The organism is Streptococcus sp. 151470009-6 (assembly GCF_053628175.1).
On the sequence record NZ_JBSEZF010000004.1, the window covers coordinates 55575 to 75993 of the forward strand.

Below are 20419 nucleotides of genomic sequence, written 5' to 3' on the forward strand. Positions count from 1 at the left end.
GCTTTTTTTGTGAAAATATAATAAAATAGATAGGAAAGAATAAATACTTGTATGAAAAATAAGACGGTCTTTTCGTCTAGCAAAAGGAAAAAATGACAAAAAAAGTTGGTGTCGGTCAGGCACATAGTAAGATTATTTTAATAGGAGAGCATGCGGTCGTTTACGGTTATCCAGCCATTTCCCTGCCTCTCTTAGAGGTGGAGGTGACTTGTAAGGTGATCCCAGCTGAAAGTCCATGGCGTCTTTATGAGGAGGATACCTTGTCTATGGCGGTGTATGCTTCACTTGAACATCTAAATATCAAGGATGCCTGCATTCGCTGTGTGATTGATTCGGCTATTCCTGAAAAACGAGGGATGGGTTCGTCAGCAGCTATCAGTATAGCGGCCATTCGAGCTGTTTTTGACTACTATCAAGCCGATCTGCCTCATGATATACTAGAAATCTTGGTCAATCGGGCTGAGATGATTGCCCATATGAATCCAAGCGGGTTGGATGCCAAGACCTGCCTCAGTGACCAACCCATTCGCTTTATCAAGAATGTTGGTTTTACAGAACTTGAGATGAACCTATCTGCCTATTTGGTCATTGCTGATACGGGCGTGTATGGTCACACTCGTGAAGCCATCCAAGTGGTTCAAAGCAAGGGGAGGGATGCCCTACCGTTTTTGCATGCCTTGGGAGAATTGACCCAGCAGGCAGAAGATGCGATTAGACAAAAAGATGCTGAAAAACTGGGACAAATATTCAGTCAGGCACATTTACATCTAAAAGAAATTGGTGTCAGTAGCCCTGAGGCAGATTCCCTCGTTGAAACGGCTCTGAGCGACGGTGCTCTGGGTGCCAAGATGAGCGGTGGTGGCCTAGGAGGTTGTATTATTGCCTTGGTAGCCAATCTGGATCAAGCACAAGAACTAGCAAAACGATTAGAAGAGAAAGGAGCTGTTCAGACATGGATCGAAAGCCTGTAACAGTACGTTCCTACGCAAATATTGCCATTATCAAATACTGGGGAAAGAAAAAAGAAAAAGAGATGGTTCCTGCTACTAGCAGTATCTCTTTGACTTTGGAAAATATGTACACAGAGACGACCTTGTCACCTCTGCCAGCCCATGCGACAGCTGATGCCTTTTATATCAATGGTCAGCTCCAAAATGAGACGGAGCATGCCAAGATGAGCAAAATCATCGACCGCTATCGTCCAGCAGGTGAGGGCTTTGTTCGTATCGATACCCAAAACAACATGCCGACTGCGGCTGGCTTATCATCCAGTTCCAGTGGTTTGTCCGCCTTGGTCAAGGCATGCAATGCTTATTTCCAGCTTGGATTGGATAGAAGTCAGTTGGCACAGGAGGCTAAGTTTGCTTCGGGTTCTTCCTCTCGTAGTTTTTATGGGCCACTCGGTGCCTGGGATAAGGATAGTGGGGAAATCTACCCTGTAGAGACAGACTTGAAACTAGCTATGATTATGTTGGTGCTAGAAGACAAGAAAAAACCAATCTCTAGCCGTGATGGGATGAAACTTTGTGTGGAAACTTCGACGACTTTTGATGACTGGGTGCGTCAGTCTGAAAAGGACTATCAGGAGATGCTGCTTTATCTCAAGGAAAATGACTTTACCAAAGTTGGGGAATTAACGGAGAAAAATGCCCTCGCTATGCACGCTACGACAAAAACAGCATCACCAGCCTTTTCTTATCTGACGGATGCGACTTATGAGGCCATGGACTTTGTCCGCCAGCTTCGTGAGCAAGGGGAATCCTGCTACTTTACCATGGATGCGGGTCCCAATGTCAAGGTCCTCTGTCAGGAGAAAGACTTGGAGCATTTATCAGAAATTTTCGGTCAACGTTATCGCTTGATTGTGTCAAAAACAAAGGATTTGAGCCAAGATGATTGCTGTTAAAACTTGCGGAAAACTCTATTGGGCGGGTGAGTATGCTATTTTAGAGCCAGGACAGTTGGCCTTGATAAAGGCGATACCTATCTATATGAAAGGAGAGATTGCCTTTTCTGATAGCTATCGTATCTATTCTGATATGTTTGATTTCGCAGTGGACTTGACGCCAAATCCTGCCTACAGTTTGATTCAAGAAACAATTGCTTTGATGAATGATTTCCTTGCTGATTGTGGTCAGACTTTGCGTCCTTTTTCCTTGGAAATCCGTGGGAAAATGGAACGAGAAGGGAAAAAGTTTGGTCTAGGCTCTAGTGGTAGTGTCGTTGTCTTGGTTGTCAAGGCTCTGCTGGCTCTGTATCATCTTTCAATTGATCAAGATCTCTTGTTCAAGCTGGCTAGCGCGGTCTTGCTCAAGCGAGGTGACAATGGTTCCATGGGAGACCTTGCCTGTATTGTGGCAGAAGATTTGGTTCTCTACCAGTCTTTTGATCGCCAGAAGATAGCTGCTTGGTTGGAAGAAGAAAACTTGGCGACAGTTTTAGAGCGTGATTGGGGCTTTTCTATCTCACAAGTGCAACCAGCTCTAGAATGTGATTTTCTAGTGGGATGGACCAAGGAAGTGGCCGTATCAAGTGACATGGTCCAACAAATCAAACAAAATATCAATCCGAATTTTTTAACTTCCTCAAAAGCAACGGTATCTGCTTTGGTAGAAGCCTTGGAGCAGGGGAATGCAGAAAAAATCATCGAGCAGGTGGAAACAGCCAGCCAGCTTTTAGAAGGTTTGAGCCCAGATATTTACACTCCTTCGCTCAGACAGCTGAAAGAAGCCAGTCAAGATTTGCAAGCCGTTGCCAAGAGCAGTGGAGCTGGTGGTGGTGACTGTGGGATTGCCTTGAGTTTTGATGTGCAATCGACCGAAACCCTAAAAAATCGTTGGGCCAATCTGGGGATTGAGCTTTTATACCAAGAAAGGATAGGACATGACGACAAATCGTAAGGACGAGCACATCCGCTATGCCCTTGAGCAGAAAAGTTCCTATAATAGCTTTGATGAGGTGGAGTTGATTCATTCTTCCCTGCCTCTTTACGATCTGGATGAGATTGATTTGTCTACAGAATTTGCTGGTCGAAAATGGGACTTTCCTTTTTATATCAATGCCATGACAGGTGGGAGCGATAAGGGGAGAGAAATCAATCAAAAGCTGGCTCAGGTGGCAGAAGCCTGTGGGATTTTGTTTGTGACGGGCTCTTATAGCGCAGCCCTCAAGGATCCAACAGATGACTCATTTTCTGTCAAGTCTAGCCATCCGAAGCTCCTCCTTGGGACCAATATTGGCTTGGACAAGCCTGTCGAGTTAGGACTTCAGACTGTGCAAGCGATGAATCCTCTCCTCTTGCAAGTGCATGTCAATGTCATGCAGGAATTGCTCATGCCTGAGGGAGAAAGGAAGTTCAGAAGCTGGTATTCGCATCTGGCAGACTATAGCAAGCAAATACCTGTTCCTATTATTCTCAAGGAAGTGGGCTTTGGCATGGATGCCAAGACCATAGAGAGAGCCTATGAACTGGGTGTTCGAACCGTTGACCTGTCAGGTCGTGGTGGTACCAGTTTTGCCTATATCGAAAACCGTCGCAGTGGTCAGCGTGATTACCTCAATCAATGGGGACAATCCACCATGCAAGCCCTTCTCAATGCCCAAGGCTGGAAAGACAAGGTCGAACTCTTGGTCAGCGGAGGCGTTCGGAACCCACTTGATATGATTAAGTGCCTGGTCTTTGGTGCCAAGGCTGTGGGATTATCACGAACCGTTCTGGACTTGGTTGAAACCTACTCGGTCGAGGAAGTGATTAGCATCATCCAAGGTTGGAAAGCAGATTTACGCTTGATCATGTGTTCCCTTAACTGTGCCACCATAGCGGATCTGCAAAACGTAGACTATATTCTTTATGGTAAACTCAAAGAAGCAAAGGATCAGATCTAAAGAGGCCGGGACAAGAATCCCGCCCTTTTTGTAGCCTTTTGCCAACTATAAATACTTTATTAGAAGAATTTGAACAAAGATTAAAAGAAGATTGGTTTGAAAATCAGAAATTATACATTGAACAAGCTGAAAAAGTAGGTGAATTATTAGAGGATGTTAGGGGACGGACAGAAATATTACAGTCTGTAGCACCAGAATTGTCATTGGATGGTTACAATAGTAGATTAGAAGAAGTAGAAGAATTTTATAATAAGTTAAAGAATCAAGAATTTATACCACCTTTTAATCTTGAAAAATCCTTCAATAAGTTTAAGGAATTTTATATGGAGCAAGCAAATAAGAACGTGATTTCTTCTCTTGCCAATAAAATATATGAATTTGAAAAGTATCAGATTAAGAAGTATAAAGAAAAGATTGAAGAACAAAATAAAAATAGAGTTATAATTGAAATTTCGTTTAAACGGTATTTAGTCGAATTTTACAAGAATATAAGTGACTCTTTTTGGAGAAATGATTTTCTAAGCAATTTAGAGGATAATTTTGGTATAAAAACAAACCGCTAAGATTTTTTTCTTAGCGATTGTTATCTAGTTAAAATTTAATTTATGCATATAATATGTAAACCTTTACATCATTCAGGTATTTTGATATAGTTAAAGGAAGAAGCCTTTTTAAAGGTGTATAATTGGAGGATAGGATGTCAAAGAAAAAGAATCTTCAAGTTTTAACAACTGGTGTTGCGTTAGCGATTGCATCTATCGGGACAACAGCTTTGGCACAAGAAACAAGAGTAAAAACTACTGCAGTAAATGAACCTGCGTATCGGGTTTTACAAAATGAAGCAAAGAAATCATCTGATTTAAAACCACAGCTTGATGCTCAAGAAGCTGTTACTAAAAAAACAGAGACAGAAGTTAAAAACAATCAGTCTGAACTGGCTTTAAAAGAAAAATCTGTTAAAGATGCTCAAGAAGCTGTAGTGAAAGCCACTCAAACAGTTAAAGATACAGAAGCAAAAAATAAACAAATCTTGAAAAATGCTTCTAAAGCAGATGCCAACCGTGAACAAGCTATTAAATCAGCTCAAACCAATGTTAATACTAAAAATGATGCTGTCAAATTGGCTAAAGAAAAATTGGCAGGCGCTAACCAACATGCTGAAACAGTTGAAAGCAAATTGCAATCAGCTCAAGCTGAACTAAAATCTGCTCAAGATAAATTGGCAAATACTGGTGTTGATACAGTAACAATCGCAGACTTGACTCAGTTCAAGAAAGATAAAGCCGAAGGCGACTCAGATTTCATGACTGACTCTGGCGCAACTGTTATTGAAAACTCTTCAACAAAAATCAGTGAAGCTGATAAGAAAAAAACTGTTGAATTGGATAACTTGACTGAAGAGCAACAAAAAGAAGTCAGCCTATATGCTGCAAAAGTGTTAACTGCAATCCATAAACAATTTGGATTGAATGAAGTTACTGTTACAGACTCTGATCTTCGAATTGCACGTGAACAAGCTAAAAAATATGTAGCGCGTGGAATCTCAGCAGAAAAAGCTGGTCACCTCAATGGTGCTTACCATGGTGAAAACATTTCACTTGCAAATGAAACAAAATCTATGACTATGTACGAACTCAAACAAAGAGTGTACGACGCAATCATGGGACAAACATTTGCAGACGCACCATCAAAATGGGGACATTCATATAACAACTTTGTTAACAACACAGTCGGAATTGCAACAGCTAACGTTGACGGACGTTTACACATCATCTCAACTCTTGACTTAGCTGGCGGAAACGTCATCAAAGACGAAAAAGACATCACATCCCTCGAAAAAGCTGTCGCAACAGCTAAATCAAATGTTGAACAAGCAACTACTGCATCAGAAAATGCTAAGAAAGCTTTGACCAAAGCTTCAACTGATTATGCAAGTGCACTTAGCTTGAAAACTGAAGCTGAAAAAGTCCTTGCAGACGCAATGGCTACACCACTTCAAGCTCAAGTTGCTGAAAACAACCTACGTTTGGCAAACATTGCACTTGAAAACGCTAAGAACCGTGAAGCTAAAGCAAAAAATAATGTAACTTCAGCTAAAGAAAAACTTAAAAAAAGTGTTTCGAAATTAGCTACAGAAAAAGAAAAACTTTCAAAACTGAAAGAACAGTACAAGAAACTTTTACAAACTGAATCAAACAATAAAGAAGTCTCTAAAGGTAGTTGGATTCAATCTTCTGGTCGTTGGTGGTACAAACATAACAATGGTTCATATACAACTAATGGATGGGAACAAATTAACGGAAAATGGTATCATTTTGATCGCTCAGGTTGGATGCAGACAGGTTGGTTGAAATCAAGTGGTTCATGGTACTATCTTAATAATTCAGGAGAAATGCAGACTGGATGGATGAAATCAGGTAATTCATGGTATTATCTCAGTGGTTCAGGATCTATGCAGACTGGATGGATGAAATCAGGTAGTTCATGGTATTATCTCAGTGGTTCAGGCGCTATGCAAACTGGATGGGCAAAATCAGGCAATTCATGGTACTATTTGAATGGTTCAGGAGCAATGCAAACTGGATGGTTCACAGTCTCAGGAAAATGGTATTATGCATACCGTTCAGGCGCTTTAGCAGTCAATACAACTACACCAGAAGGTTATAAGGTAAATTATAATGGTGAATGGGTAAAATAAGCACTTTTTACCATGCTAAAAAATCTTCTTACATATGTAGGAAGATTTTTTGGCTTCTCAAAACTAGTTTAAAAGATACGCTATTTAAACCATTTTTGAGAATGAATATAAAGGATATCCAGAAATCTAGTTGGTCAACCTTTGGTCAACTTTTGTATTTTGAATATATCTTAGATGTTGACGATGTCTTGGTATATCTGATACTCACTTATATATTATAACTTATTTCAACTAAGATAAAACTGTAGTGGTCTGAAAGAACCTAGTTTGTACGAGCGATTTCTGTCCTATCTCCTTTTTCCATCCTCAGACCGAGGTGACTTTTTTGAATTGTGATAAAATAGAAGGGAGAGGATGCAGCTATGAAAAAATTTCAAATCTTTTTATTTATTGAAGCCTGTCTGTTGACGGGAGCTCTGATTTTGATGGTATCAGAGCATTTTTCGCGTTTTCTGCTGATTCTATTCCTCTTTTTACTATTGCTCCGTTATTATACAGGTAAAGAAGGCAACAACGTATTCCTCCTTGTGGCGACTATTCTTTTCTTTTTCATCGTCATGCTTAATCCCTTTGTGATTTTAGCCATCTTTGTAGCGGTGATCTACAGTCTCTTTCTTCTTTACCCAATGATGAACCAAGAAAAAGAGGAGACTGACCTGGTTTTTGAAGAGGTGGTGACAGTAAAAAATGAACGCAATCCCTGGTTTGGCAATCTTCATCATTTTTCTAGTCACCAGACCTGCCAGTTTGATGATATCAATCTCTTTCGTCTCATGGGTAAGGACACCATTCATTTAGAAAGAGTTATCCTAACCAATCATGACAATGTCATTATCCTTAGAAAAATGGTCGGAACGACTAGGATTATCGTACCTGTAGATGTGGAAATTAGTCTTAGTGTTAACTGTCTTTATGGAGATCTTACCTTCCTTCATCAACCTAAGAGATCCCTTCGCAATGAACACTATCATCAGGAAACCAGAGACTACCTCAAGAGTAACAAGAGCGTCAAAATTTTCCTAACCAGTATGATTGGAGATGTGGAGGTGGTCAGAGGATGAAAAAGCAATCCTATCTATTAATCGGACTGACTTCTCTCCTTTTTATCCTCTTTTTAACCAATAGTCTGCTTGATATTTTTGAACTAGACTGGTCCTATTTGCTACAGGATATCGAGAAAACAGAAAAGTTAATCTTCTTAGTCTTGGTCTTTAGCCTTTCCATGTCCTTCTTTTTTGTCCTCTTTTGGCGCGTGATGGAAGAAATTTCTCGCAGAAAAATGCAGATCAATCTCAAGCGACTGCTAGCAGGAAAAGAGGTGGTTTCTTTTGCAGATCCAGACTTGGATGCCAGTTTCAAGTCCTTATCTGGCAAGCTCAATCTCTTGACAGAAGCTGTTCAAAAGGCTGAAAATCAAAGCCTGGTCAAGGAAGAAGCACTTATCGAGAAAGAACGGAAGCGGATTGCACGTGACTTGCACGATACAGTTAGTCAGGAGTTGTTTGCAGCCCATATGATTTTATCAGGTGTCAGCCAGCAGGCTTTGAAGCTGGATAGAGAAAAGATGCAGACCCAGTTGCAAAGTGTTGCGGCCATCCTAGAGACTGCTCAGAAAGATCTACGGGTCTTGCTCCTACATTTGCGACCAGTTGAGTTGGAAGAGAAGAGTTTGGTTGAGGGGATTCAAATCCTCTTAAAAGAGCTTGAGGACAAGAGCGATCTCAAGGTCAGTTTCAAGCAGAATGTGTCTAAATTGCCTAAGAAAATCGAAGAACATATCTTCCGTATTTTGCAGGAGTTGATTAGCAATACCCTCCGCCATGCCCAGGCATCTTGCCTAGATGTCTATCTCTATCAGACAGATGTTGAATTGCAGCTGAAGGTGGTGGATAATGGGATTGGTTTCCAGTTGGGGAGTTTAGACGACTTGAGTTATGGACTGCGAAATATTAAGGAGCGGGTCGAAGATATGGCAGGAACGGTTCAACTCTTGACAGCTCCAAAGCAAGGACTAGCGGTCGATATCCGTATTCCCCTGCTAGACAAGGAATCATAAAGGAGTAGAGATGAAAATTTTACTGGTAGATGACCATGAAATGGTTCGATTGGGCTTGAAAAGCTATTTTGATCTCCAAGACGATGTGGAAGTTGTGGGCGAGGCTGCCAATGGGTCTCAAGGCATTGACTTGGCCTTGAAATTGCGTCCAGATGTCATTGTCATGGATATTGTCATGCCTGAGATGAATGGGATTGATGCTACCTTGGCCATCCTCAAAGAATGGCCTGAAGCCAAGATTTTGATTGTGACCTCTTACCTAGACAATGAAAAAATCATGCCGGTCTTGAACGCGGGTGCTAAAGGCTATATGCTCAAGACTTCAAGTGCAGACGAACTGCTCCACGCTGTTCGAAAGGTTGCTTCTGGAGAGCTTGCTATTGAACAAGAGGTCAGCAAAAAGGTCGAATACCACCGCAATCATATAGAGCTTCATGAGGATCTGACTGCGCGTGAGCGAGATGTGCTCCAACTCATCGCCAAGGGCTACGAAAATCAGCGCATTGCAGATGAACTCTTTATCTCCCTAAAGACGGTGAAGACCCATGTATCCAACATCCTAGCCAAGCTTGAGGTCAGCGATCGCACTCAGGCTGCAGTCTATGCCTTTCAGCACCACTTGGTAGGGCAGGAGGATTTTTAGATGAATCTTACAGATTTACTTGTGGAGCTAGAAGCGGGAAAAGACCCTGAGAAAGCAGGCCCAATGGAAGCCTATATGCGCCATCAATTTCCCTTTCTAGGCATTGCAGGTCCTGAAAGAAATTCACTCTATAAAAAGTATTTTCCAGAAGCGAAAAAAACAAAGATTATCGATTGGGATTTTGTAGACACTTGCTGGGAAAAGGAGCCTAGAGAATACCAATATGTGGCTGCCAACTATTTGAAAGCCATGCAGTCTTATCTAACGAAGGACGATTTGCCTAAGCTTGAGCGCCTGGTTGTGACCAAGTCATGGTGGGATACGGTAGATATTCTAGACCGAGTAGTAGGAAGTTTGGTATATGACAAGCCAGAACTGGGAGAAATCATCCTCCAATGGAGTTTATCAGATAATATCTGGCTGAGACGAGTCGCTATTAACCACCAGTTGTTAAGGAAAGAGAAAACAAATGTCCAACTGATGGAAAAAATCCTGCTCAACAATCTGGACCAGACAGAATTTTTTATCAACAAAGCCATCGGCTGGGCTCTAAGAGACTACTCTAAAACCAATCCGGAATGGGTAGCAAGCTTCATCGAAAAAAACAGGGAAAGAATGGCTGAACTCAGTATCAGGGAAGCAAGCAAGTACCTTTAGCATCATTGAAAAGCGCATTCATTACTTGAAAATTAACCGTGGTTTATGCTATAATAGACTGTATTTAAAAAATTTTAAGGAGAAATGACAGAATGTCTGTATCATTTGAAAACAAAGAAACAAACCGTGGTGTCTTGACTTTCACTATCTCTCAAGACCAAATCAAACCAGAATTGGACCGTGTCTTCAACTCAGTAAAGAAATCTCTTAACGTTCCAGGTTTCCGTAAAGGTCACCTTCCACGTCCTATCTTCGACCAAAAATTTGGTGAAGAGTCACTTTACCAAGACGTTATGAACGCTCTTTTGCCAAACGCTTATGAAGCTGCAGTAAAAGAAGCTGGTCTTGAAGTCGTTGCACAACCAAAAATTGACGTAACTTCAATGGAAAAAGGTCAAGACTGGGTTATCACAGCTGAAGTCGTGACAAAACCTGAAGTTAAATTGGGTGACTACAAAAACCTTGAAGTATCAGTAGATGTAGAAAAAGAAGTAACAGACGCTGACGTTGAAGAGCGTATCGAACGCGAACGCAACAACTTGGCTGAATTGGTTATCAAGGAAGCTGCTGCTGAAAATGGTGACACTGTTGTCATTGACTTTGTTGGTTCTATCGACGGTGTTGAGTTCGACGGCGGAAAAGGTGAAAACTTCTCACTTGGACTTGGTTCAGGTCAATTCATTCCTGGATTTGAAGACCAATTGGTAGGTCATTCAGCTGGTGAAACTGTTGATGTTATCGTAACATTCCCAGAAGATTACCAAGCAGAAGACCTTGCAGGTAAAGAAGCTAAATTCGTAACAACTATCCACGAAGTTAAAGCTAAAGAAGTTCCAGCTCTTGACGATGAACTTGCAAAAGACATCGACGAAGAAGTGGAAACTCTTGACGAATTGAAAGAAAAATACCGCAAAGAATTGACTGCTGCAAAAGAAGAAGCATACAAAGATGCAGTAGAAGGTGCAGCAATCGATAAAGCGGTAGAAAATGCTGAAATCGTAGAACTTCCAGAAGAAATGATCCACGAAGAAGTTCACCGTTCAGTAAATGAATTCCTTGGAAACTTGCAACGCCAAGGGATCAATCCTGACATGTACTTCCAAATCACTGGAACTACTCAAGAAGATCTTCACAAACAATACGAAGCAGAAGCTGAGTCACGTACGAAGACCAACCTTGTTATCGAAGCAGTTGCCAAAGCTGAAGGATTTGACGCTTCAGAAGAAGAAATCCAAAAAGAAATCGAGCAATTGGCAGCAGACTACAACATGGAAGTGGCACAAGTTCAAAACTTGCTTTCAGCTGACATGTTGAAACACGATATCACTATTAAAAAAGCTGTTGAATTGATTACAAGCACAGCAACAGTAAAATAATCTTAAAAGATAAAAAGCCCACCTGACTAGGTGGGTTTTCTGTTGCACTATTTTCCAAAAATCTCTTTTAAGTCTGCATCTGTAATTCCAATCATGGCTGGGATACTAGACCAGTTTTCTTCGGTGAGGATGTAGGATTGTTCAGAGTCACTTGCTGTGGCAGTTTCAGAGAAGGCTTGTTTACTTTCTTCAATATTATTTTCAATTAGATCACTGAAGCGTTCAATCAGATAGGTCTTGCGAGCAGTCCCGATATGCTTGACTGCATAGTCAAAGGCCTGTAACTCGCCAAGAAGGATGAGCTTGCTCTTGGCCCGTGTGATAGCTGTGTAGATGAGATTCCGCTCCAGCATGCGCTTGCTAGCACTGGTGATGGGCAGGATGACAACAGGAAACTCACTTCCTTGAGACTTATGGATACTCATGGCATAGGCTAGTCGAATCTTGTACCATTCGTTACGTGGGTAGATGACCTCATTGCCATCAAAATCTATGACAATCTCATCTTGTTTGGACTCGGTGTATTTTCCAGGAATCAGATCTGTGATGTAGCCTAGGTCTCCATTAAAGACATTGACTTCGGCATCGTTGACTAGGTGAATGACCTTGTCCCCTGTTCGATAGTGACACTGAGTTGCTTCAAAGCTAACTTGCCCCTTTTGCTGAGGATTGAGCAGGTCTTGCATAAGTTGGTTGATGGCGTCAATACCAGCAGTTCCTCGATACATAGGCGCTAGCACCTGAATATCGCGAGCCGGAATGCCACTTCTGAGGGCAGCACCGAGGATTTTCTCAATGGTAGCTGGGATATGGCCACTAGCGATTTCAAAGTAGGAACGGTCTGCCTTTTTCTGGGTAAAGTCGGCTGGCAAGATGCCTTGTCGAATTTGACTAGCCAAGGTAACGATGGTTGATTCCTCGCTCTGACGGTAAATCCGTTCTAAGCGAGTCTGAGGAATCAGGGGTATCTGGAGCAGGTCAGCCAGGACTTGTCCGGGACTAACAGACGGTAGCTGGTCGCTATCACCTACGATGAGAATTTTACTGTTAGAAGAAATGTTGGAGAAGAGCTGGTTGGCTAACCAAGTATCCACCATGGAAAACTCATCTACAATGATAAAGTCGGCATCTAGATAATCTTCTAGATGGCTGGTATCATCGTCTCCCGTCATTCCCAAATGACGGTGTATAGTCGCGCTAGGCAAACCTGTCAATTCATTCATGCGCCGAGCGGCTCGACCAGTTGGAGCAGCAAGAAGGATAGGCAGATTGCTTTTTTTCTTGAGATCAAGCCCTTCTAAAAGGGCATAAACAGCGATAATCCCATTGATAACAGTCGTCTTACCAGTACCAGGTCCGCCTGTTAGGATAAAGACCTTGTTCTGGATGGCGTCGCAGATAGCCTGCTTTTGGATACTATCGTATTGGATACCCAGTTCTTTCTCGACGCTAGCGATATGCTTTTGAATGGTTTCCAAATACTGACTTTTCTGCTTTCCTTTTTCAAGGATACGAACCAAGTGACTGCGAATTCCTTCTTCGGCGAAAAAGAGGCTATTATCAAAGATTTTGGTATCAATCTGCTGAACCTTGTCTTCTTCGATGAGATGGGAGAGTTCCTGAGCGACTTGGCTGGGGTTCAGTTCCACAGGACGAGAAGACTCGAGGAGAGTCAGGGTCTGCTCCAGCAAATCACGGGCTTCCATATAGGTATCACCCGTATCCATACAGCCTTGAAAGAGACTGTGGACAAGGCCAGCGCGGAAGCGCTCGGGAGCTTGGCTTTCGATACCTAGTTCGGCTGCTAGTTGGTCAGCAATGGTAAAGCCCAAACCCTTGATATCCTCAACCAACTGGTAGGGATAATTTTCAACGATATCGATAGTTTCCTCTTTGTAGGTATCCTGAATTTGAATAGCTAATTTATTAGGGATTCCGTAGTTGGCAAGCTTGGCCAAAACCATCTCTGTCCCATAGTTGAGACGGAGGGTGGAAACAAAAGCCTCACGGTTTTTGGCAGAGAGTCCTGAGATGCCTTCTAGCTTTTCAGGATGCTCCAGAATTTCGTCGATAGTGTTTTCACCATAGGTATCAACAATTTTCTGGGCAGTCTTGAGACCGATTCCCTTAAAATGGCTGCTAGAGAAATATTTGACCAAGCCCTTACTAGTGGGTTTTGCTCTCTCATAACGACTGATTTGTAGCTGTTCCCCATACTTGGAGTGCTGAACGATTTGCCCCCAAAAAGTATAGTCTTCGCCCTCAATCACGTCAGCCATGGTTCCTGTAACGATGATTTCAAAATCGTCAAAGTCCTCCGCATTGGTATCTTCGATATCTAAGAGGAGGATGCGATAGAAATTACTGACATTTTCAAAAATAATGCGTTCAATGGTGCCTGAAAAATAAACTTCCATAGGTTTCCTTTACATAAGTTCGTGAGAGTTGGCTCTTAGCAATTTTGAAAAAGCTAGATGACTAAAAATTTTTTCTCACAATAGAAAAAGAGACTGAGACTTAGCATTCTCGGCCTCTTCCTTATCTTAAAATGTTCCGATACGGTTAAGTGGCCAGAAACGGAATTTTGCTTCGCCTTTGATTTCGCTGGCCTTGAAGGTACCAACATGGCGGCTGTCGCTAGAGACTAGACGATCGTCACCAAGGAGGAGGTACTCACCTTGAGGGACAGTAAAGCTGAAGCTAGTGTTAGAATTGACATCGACCGTAAAGGCTTGTGCTTTTTGAGCAAGTTCTCTAAAGTAGACTCCCTTATTGCCTTCAAATCCTTTGCCAGTATAGGTGTTTTGCAACTTTTCTGTTTTGAACAAGTTGAGGTATTCAGCTAGGTAGGGTTCATCCGTTTCTTTATCGTTGATAAAGAGTTTGTCATTTTCGTAGCGGATGGTATCTCCGGGCATACCGATGACCCTTTTGACAATGTCTTTATTTCCTTCTTCCTCATGTGCAACCACGATGTCGAAGCGGTCAATTGGGAGGTGTTTAACAACGAAGAGAACTTCTCCGTCGGCTAGGGTAGGGTCCATAGAGTGTCCTTCTACACGGACATTGCTCCAAAGAAAGATACGACTAAGACCTACCAGTGCGATAATCAGGAAGAAAACTCCCCATTCTTTTAGAAATGTTTTAAACGAATTCATAATTTACCTTTCTAGAAGTGCTTTGGCTTTTTCAGTGTTTTTAAAGTGAAGTTTGGCGCAGAAATGAAGTCCTTTCATTCCATAGGCCTGAAGGATTTTACTAGCAACCTTATCAGATGCAGTTCCAGCGCCACTTGGCAGTTGATAGCCCAGTTCTCGTCCCAGATTTTCCAAGTTTTCAAGAAAGAGATCACGCGCGATGATGGAGCTAACCGCAACAGCCAGGTATTTGCCCTCGGCTTTTTCTTCCAAACTAACCTTGTTTGGAAAACGGTTGGCTTCTTGCGCCAAGTACTTATCATAGTTTTTTGGACTTGTAAAAGCATCAATCACGATTTTTTCTGGCTGGATTCCTTTTTGAAGCAGGAGAAAGATAGCCTGATTGTGAAGGGCAACCTTTACAGAAACAGCATTGTAACGCTCTCCGATAACTTCGTTGTACTTTCTCGGTGAAAGGAGGAGCGCTTGGTGCTGGATTTTTTCCTTGAGAATAGGGGCAATCTGACGAATCTTTTGGTCTGTCAGAGTCTTGGAATCCCCTACCCCGAGTTCTCGCAAGAAGTCATGCTGGTCAGGTGTCACAAAGGAGGCTACGACAGCTAGCCCACCAAAGTAGGAGCCATTTCCCACCTCATCGGTCCCAATCATAGGGAAATCTTGTCCACTGTTTTCTTGTTGAACTTGATAACCAAAGAAACTAGCGTATTGCTCCGCCATTTCGCCCTGGAGGAGAACTTTTCCTGAGGTATAGACGGAAACTGTTGTCTGAGGCAGTCGCAAAAAATAGCGGATATAGGGATTTTTACTAGGACTGAGAGCCTTCTGATACTGACTTAAAAAGCTCTGAATTTCCTGTTCACTGGGTGTGAGTGTGATACTTGCCATAGTCTCTATTGTACCACAAAAGCAGGAGAATTGGTAAAAACTGACAAAGTTAGCGAAATTTGGTATAATATCGTGAGGTGATTTTATGGCAAATCTAAATCGATATAAGTTTACATTCGGGAAAAAGACATTAACCTTGACAACCGAGCATGACAACCTCTTTATGGAGGAAATTGCCAAGGTTGCGACTGAAAAATACCAAGCGATTAAAGAACAAATGCCTGGGGCGGATGATGAAACCATTGCGCTTCTTTTGGCGGTCAACTGTCTGTCTACACAGCTCAATCGTGAAATTGAATTTGATGACAAGGAGCAAGAGTTGTTAGAACTCCGCCACAAGTTGATTGCTGTCAAACAAGAACAGAGCAAGATTGAGGACTCCCTATGATTTCAATCCTACTCTTATTGGTTCTGGCTTGGGGCTTTTACATCGGCTACCGTAGAGGTTTGGTCCTGCAAGTTTATTATTTCCTCGTGGCAGTGATTTCAGCCTTTGTTGCGGGACAGTTTTATAAATCACTGGGTGACCACTTCCACTTGCTTGTCCCTTATGCCAATCCTCAGGAAGGACAGGGAACCTTTTTCTTCCCTTCAGACCAGCTTTTTCATCTAGACAAGGTCTTTTATGCGGGTCTAGCCTATCTTTTAGTTTTCGGAATTTGTTATAGTATCGGACGTTTTATCGGTTTGTTCCTGCACTTGATTCCAACTAAAAAGCTCGATGTCAAATGGTTGCGTATCGGATCAGGCCTTTTGTCTCTATTGGTAACCTTATTTGTCTTGCAAATGGCTCTGACCATCCTTGCAACGGTGCCTCTGGCAGTCATTCAAAATTCACTCGAAAAAAGTATAGTAGCCAAACACATCATCCAAAGTGTCCCTTTTACGACAAACCTTATCAAACAACTCTGGGTGACAAATTTAATCGGATAAAAAGGGCGGGATTTTTCCTAGCCCTTTGTTTACAGATTGGGGGACTAGGTCAAAACCTCTAGTTGCTATAATCTTATAAACAAGCATACAAGGAAAAAATATGAATACAAAAATACTAGAAACCTTAGAATTTAATAAAATCAAAGCCTTGTTTGAACCGCATCTCTTGACAGAACAAGGCTTAGAGGAGCTAAAAGGCTTGGCTCCAACTGCTAAGGTGGATAAGATCAAACAAGCCTTTACAGAGATGGAGGAAATGCAAGCCCTATTTGTGGAGCAGCCTCACTTTACCATCCTAGCGACGCGTGAGATATCAGCGGTTTGTAAGCGTCTGGAGATGGGAGCAGACCTCAATATCGAGGAGTTCCTGCTCCTCAAACGGGTCTTGCTGGCTAGCAGAGAGTTGCAAGGTTTTTATGCCAATCTTGAAAATGTACGTTTGGAGCAGTTGGCGAGATGGTTTGAAAAACTGCATGAGTTTCCACACTTGCAAGGAAGTCTCCAAGCTCTAAATGATGCAGGATTTATCGAAAATTTCGCCAGTGAAGAGCTAGCACGCATCCGTCGGAAAATCCATGATAGCGAGAGTCAAGTTCGAGATGTCTTGCAAGACTTACTTAAACAAAAATCTCAGATGTTGACGGAAGGTATTATCGCTAGCAGAAATGGCCGTCAAGTTTTACCAGTAAAGAACACCTATCGCAACAAGATTGCGGGTGTTGTCCATGACATCTCTGCCAGTGGAAACACCGTCTATATCGAACCCCGTGAAGTGGTCAAGCTGAGCGAAGAAATCGCTAGTCTGCGAGCAGACGAACGCTATGAGATGATTCGCATCCTACAGGAACTCTCAGAACGGGTCCGCCCTCATGCTGCAGAGATTGCTAATGACGCATGGATTATCGGCCATTTAGACTTGATTCGTGCCAAGGTGCGTTTCATTCAAGAAAGACAAGCAGTTGTTCCTCAACTTTCAGAGAACCAAGAGATTCAACTCCTTCATGTCCGCCATCCTTTGGTCAAGAATGCTGTCGCAAATGATGTACACTTTGGTAAGGAATTAACGGCTATTGTCATTACAGGTCCCAATACTGGTGGGAAGACCATCATGCTCAAAACCCTGGGCTTGACTCAACTCATGGCCCAGTCAGGCTTGCCCATTTTAGCTGATAAAGGAAGCCGTGTTGGTATTTTCGAAGAAGTCTTTGCAGATATTGGCGATGAACAGTCTATTGAGCAGAGTTTGTCTACCTTCTCCAGCCACATGACCAATATCGTAGATATTCTTGGCAAGGTCAATCAGCACTCGCTCTTATTGCTAGATGAGCTCGGGGCTGGGACCGATCCGCAGGAAGGAGCAGCACTTGCTATGGCTATTCTGGAGGATCTTCGTCTGCGTCAGGTCAAGACTATGGCGACGACCCACTATCCAGAACTCAAGGCTTATGGTATTGAGACAGCCTTTGTGCAAAATGCCAGTATGGAGTTTGATACAGCCAGCCTGCGTCCGACCTATTGCTTTATGCAGGGAGTTCCTGGTCGAAGCAATGCCTTTGAAATCGCCAAACGCCTAGGACTGTCAGATGTCATCGTCGGGGATGCCAGTCAGCAGGTCAATCAAGATAATGATGTCAACCGTATCATTGAGCAATTGGAAGAGCAAACGCTTGAAAGTCGCAAACGCTTGGACAATATCCGTGAGGTGGAGCAAGAAAACCTCAAGATGAACCGAGCACTCAAAAAACTTTACAACGAACTCAATCGCGAGAAGGAAACTGAGCTCAACAAGGCGCGTGAACAAGCTGCTGAAATTGTGGAACTCGCTCTAAATGAGAGTGACCAGATTCTCAAGAACCTCCACAGTAAGTCTCAACTCAAACCCCACGAAATCATTGAAGCCAAGTCTAAACTGAAAAAACTAGCCCCTGAAAAAGTCGACTTGTCTAAAAACAAGGTCCTTCAAAAGGCCAAGAAAAAACGAGCTCCGAAGGTGGGGGATGATATTGTGGTCCTCAGTTATGGACAACGTGGAACCTTGACCAATCAGCTTAAGGACGGCCGTTGGGAAGCCCAAGTCGGTTTGATCAAGATGACCTTGGAAGAGAAAGAATTTGACCTTGTTCAGGCCCAGCAAGAAGCCCCAGTCAAGAAGAAACAAGTCAATGTCGTCAAACGTGCTTCTGATCGTGGTCCGCAAGCGAGACTGGATCTTCGTGGCAAACGGTACGAAGAGGCCATGAATGAGCTGGACGCCTTTATTGACCAAGCCCTGCTCAATAACATGGCGCAAGTCGACATCATCCATGGTATCGGAACAGGTGTCATCCGTGAAGGAGTCACCAAATATCTACAAAGAAACAAACATGTTAAGACTTTCGGCTATGCTCCACAGAATGCTGGAGGCAGTGGCGCAACCATTGTGACCTTTAAAGGATAGAGAGAAGAAGGATTCGCTCTTTCTGAAAAAGGGAATGAAAGGTCAAAAATTTTCATAGAATATATTGACAAAGGCTAACTTTTCTTGTAGAATAATAAAAAATAAAATACCAACACCGAATGAAGTTTAATAGAAGTGGAGAAAGGTTTGTTTTCCATGACTGTAAATGGACGGAACTCTGGAGAGACCGTAAAGGCACCGAAGGGGCAAGGCAGGTAACTGCTCAAACTCTCAGGTAAAAGGACAGAGCTAGGATAGACCGCTTTTTGGCATTTATCTAAGCATTCCAGAGTACATGTATCTTGCATGTACTCTTTCTTTTGGGGTTGAAAGATAGGAGAAGGACATGTTAGAATTGCTTAAAGCGCTTGATGCTTTTGCTTGGGGGCCTCCCCTCTTGATCTTATTGGTCGGAACGGGTATCTATTTGACCATCCGACTGGGCCTTTTGCAGGTTACTCGTCTCCCTAAGGCCTTTCAGTTGATCTTTACCAAGGACAAGGGGCACGGCGATGTGTCGAGCTTTGCTGCTCTCTGTACGGCTCTAGCAGCCACAGTTGGTACGGGAAATATCATCGGGGTAGCGACAGCCATTAAGGTTGGAGGACCAGGGGCCCTCTTTTGGATGTGGATGGCGGCCTTCTTTGGGATGGCGACCAAATATGCCGAAGGATTGCTGGCCATCAAATACCGTACTAAGGATGCAAATGGAGCTGTAGCTGGAGGACCCATGCATTACATCCTTTTGGGGATGGGAGAAAAGTGGCGTCCACTTGCTATCTTCTTTGCCCTAGCGGGTGTATTGGTAGCCCTTCTAGGGATTGGTACCTTTACCCAAGTCAATTCAATTACAGAATCTATCCAAAATACAGCTCAAATTAATCCAGCTATCACAGCTCTCGTTTTATCTGTTTTTGTAGGGATTGCCGTCTTTGGTGGCCTCAAATCCATATCAAAAGTTTCGACAGCAGTGGTTCCTTTTATGGCTATTGTCTATATTTTAGGAACTCTTACAGTTATTCTCTTTAATATCGAGAAAATCCCAGCCACACTTGTACTGATCTTTACTTCAGCCTTTAGTCCAGCGGCTGCGGTAGGTGGTTTTGCAGGTGCCAGTATTCGGATGGCTATCCAGAATGGTGTGGCGCGAGGAGTCTTTTCTAATGAATCTGGTCTTGGTTCTGCTCCCATTGCGGCGGCTGCAGCTAAGACTAATGAGCCTGTCGAGCAAGGCTTGATTTCCATGACAGGAACCTTTATTGATACTTTGATTATCTGTACTCTGACAGGTCTGACAATCTTGGTAACTGGTGTTTGGAGTGGTGATTTGAATGGAGTTGCCTTGACCCAGTCAGCCTTTTCAACAGTTTTTTCACACTTTGGACCTGCTCTTTTGACCATCTTCCTTGTGCTCTTTGCCTTTACGACGATCCTCGGATGGAACTATTACGGAGAGCGCTGTTTTGAGTTTCTCTTTGGTGTTCGTTTTATCTGGCTCTATCGTGTAGTCTTTGTAGTCATGGTCTTGTTGGGAGGATTTATCGAGTTGGATATGGTTTGGATTATCGCAGATATCGTCAACGCCTTGATGGCTCTGCCAAACTTGATTGCCCTCTTGGTCTTGTCGCCAGTCGTCATTGCTGAGACTAAAAAGTATTTTAAACACTAACCCAATCACACTTTTAGTGTGA

At 42.8% G+C, this 20419-nt stretch carries 18 protein-coding genes and 1 riboswitch; of the genes, 15 read left to right on the plus strand and 3 right to left on the minus strand.

Features of this window, described 5'->3' with window-relative positions; genetic code table 11:
* Positions 1 to 92: 92 nt before the first annotated feature.
* The 11 genes from mvk to tig all read left to right on the plus strand — a co-directional run bounded on the left by mvk (position 93) and on the right by tig (position 11315).
* The gene (gene mvk / locus ACUW6H_RS06395; protein ID WP_454363078.1) at positions 93 to 971 is read left to right on the plus strand and encodes a mevalonate kinase; all 879 of its coding nucleotides are present in this window, start codon (positions 93 to 95) and stop codon (positions 969 to 971) included.
* The gene (mvaD, locus tag ACUW6H_RS06400; protein WP_454363080.1) at positions 953 to 1906 is read left to right on the plus strand and encodes a diphosphomevalonate decarboxylase; all 954 of its coding nucleotides are present in this window, start codon (positions 953 to 955) and stop codon (positions 1904 to 1906) included. The genes mvk and mvaD overlap by 19 nt, the downstream gene beginning before the upstream one ends.
* Entirely contained in the window at positions 1893 to 2900 is a 1008-nt protein-coding gene (locus tag ACUW6H_RS06405; protein ID WP_454363082.1) for a phosphomevalonate kinase, read from the plus strand. The genes mvaD and ACUW6H_RS06405 overlap by 14 nt, the downstream gene beginning before the upstream one ends.
* Positions 2884 to 3885, plus strand: coding sequence for a type 2 isopentenyl-diphosphate Delta-isomerase (fni, locus tag ACUW6H_RS06410; RefSeq protein WP_096408257.1), 1002 nt, complete (start codon positions 2884 to 2886; stop codon positions 3883 to 3885). The genes ACUW6H_RS06405 and fni overlap by 17 nt, the downstream gene beginning before the upstream one ends.
* A gap of 38 nt (positions 3886 to 3923) precedes the next feature.
* Positions 3924 to 4448, plus strand: coding sequence for a hypothetical protein (locus ACUW6H_RS06415; RefSeq protein WP_096408253.1), 525 nt, complete (start codon positions 3924 to 3926; stop codon positions 4446 to 4448).
* A 134-nt stretch (positions 4449 to 4582) separates the two neighbouring features.
* A complete protein-coding gene (locus ACUW6H_RS06420; protein WP_454363084.1) occupies positions 4583 to 6583 on the plus strand; it encodes an SEC10/PgrA surface exclusion domain-containing protein in 2001 nt (666 codons plus the stop codon).
* A 362-nt stretch (positions 6584 to 6945) separates the two neighbouring features.
* Positions 6946 to 7644 carry a cell wall-active antibiotics response protein LiaF gene (liaF, locus tag ACUW6H_RS06425; RefSeq protein WP_000714482.1) on the plus strand — a complete coding sequence of 233 codons (699 nt, stop codon included), beginning with the start codon at positions 6946 to 6948 and terminating at the stop codon, positions 7642 to 7644.
* Entirely contained in the window at positions 7641 to 8639 is a 999-nt protein-coding gene (locus ACUW6H_RS06430; RefSeq protein ID WP_096408248.1) for a sensor histidine kinase, read from the plus strand. Before liaF ends, ACUW6H_RS06430 begins: the two co-directional genes overlap by 4 nt.
* Positions 8640 to 8649: 10 nt before the next feature.
* Positions 8650 to 9282: a response regulator transcription factor gene (locus ACUW6H_RS06435; protein ID WP_096408245.1), complete on the plus strand. Its 633-nt coding sequence runs from the start codon at positions 8650 to 8652 to the stop codon at positions 9280 to 9282.
* On the plus strand, positions 9283 to 9939 hold the full coding sequence (locus tag ACUW6H_RS06440; protein ID WP_096408243.1) for a DNA alkylation repair protein: 657 nt from the start codon (positions 9283 to 9285) through the stop codon (positions 9937 to 9939).
* A 92-nt stretch (positions 9940 to 10031) separates the two neighbouring features.
* The gene (gene tig, locus ACUW6H_RS06445) at positions 10032 to 11315 is read left to right on the plus strand and encodes a trigger factor (protein WP_454363088.1); all 1284 of its coding nucleotides are present in this window, start codon (positions 10032 to 10034) and stop codon (positions 11313 to 11315) included.
* A 47-nt stretch (positions 11316 to 11362) separates the two neighbouring features.
* Here tig and recD2 read toward each other — a convergent pair whose 3' ends face one another.
* The 3 genes from recD2 to rnhC form a co-directional block, all read right to left on the minus strand.
* Complete coding sequence (recD2, locus tag ACUW6H_RS06450; protein ID WP_454363090.1) at positions 11363 to 13732, minus strand: SF1B family DNA helicase RecD2; 2370 nt, start codon at positions 13730 to 13732, stop codon at positions 11363 to 11365.
* Positions 13733 to 13858: 126 nt separating this feature from the next.
* A complete protein-coding gene (gene lepB / locus ACUW6H_RS06455) occupies positions 13859 to 14473 on the minus strand; it encodes a signal peptidase I (RefSeq protein WP_042767925.1) in 615 nt (204 codons plus the stop codon).
* A 3-nt stretch (positions 14474 to 14476) separates the two neighbouring features.
* Entirely contained in the window at positions 14477 to 15358 is an 882-nt protein-coding gene (gene rnhC / locus ACUW6H_RS06460; protein WP_454363092.1) for a ribonuclease HIII, read from the minus strand.
* Between the two features lie 85 nt (positions 15359 to 15443).
* On the opposite strand from rnhC, the gene zapA reads away from it, so the two are divergent.
* The 4 genes from zapA (at position 15444) to ACUW6H_RS06480 (ending at position 20397) form a co-directional block, all read left to right on the plus strand.
* Positions 15444 to 15746: a cell division protein ZapA gene (gene zapA / locus ACUW6H_RS06465; RefSeq protein ID WP_000002028.1), complete on the plus strand. Its 303-nt coding sequence runs from the start codon at positions 15444 to 15446 to the stop codon at positions 15744 to 15746.
* Entirely contained in the window at positions 15743 to 16291 is a 549-nt protein-coding gene (locus ACUW6H_RS06470) for a CvpA family protein (RefSeq protein ID WP_000623538.1), read from the plus strand. The genes zapA and ACUW6H_RS06470 overlap by 4 nt, the downstream gene beginning before the upstream one ends.
* 100 nt (positions 16292 to 16391) lie before the next feature.
* Positions 16392 to 18728: an endonuclease MutS2 gene (locus ACUW6H_RS06475; RefSeq protein ID WP_454363095.1), complete on the plus strand. Its 2337-nt coding sequence runs from the start codon at positions 16392 to 16394 to the stop codon at positions 18726 to 18728.
* A gap of 168 nt (positions 18729 to 18896) precedes the next feature.
* A riboswitch (glycine riboswitch) is annotated at positions 18897 to 18985 on the plus strand.
* Positions 18986 to 19074: 89 nt separating this feature from the next.
* Positions 19075 to 20397 carry an alanine/glycine:cation symporter family protein gene (locus tag ACUW6H_RS06480; RefSeq protein ID WP_000891439.1) on the plus strand — a complete coding sequence of 441 codons (1323 nt, stop codon included), beginning with the start codon at positions 19075 to 19077 and terminating at the stop codon, positions 20395 to 20397.
* Positions 20398 to 20419: the final 22 nt, after the last annotated feature.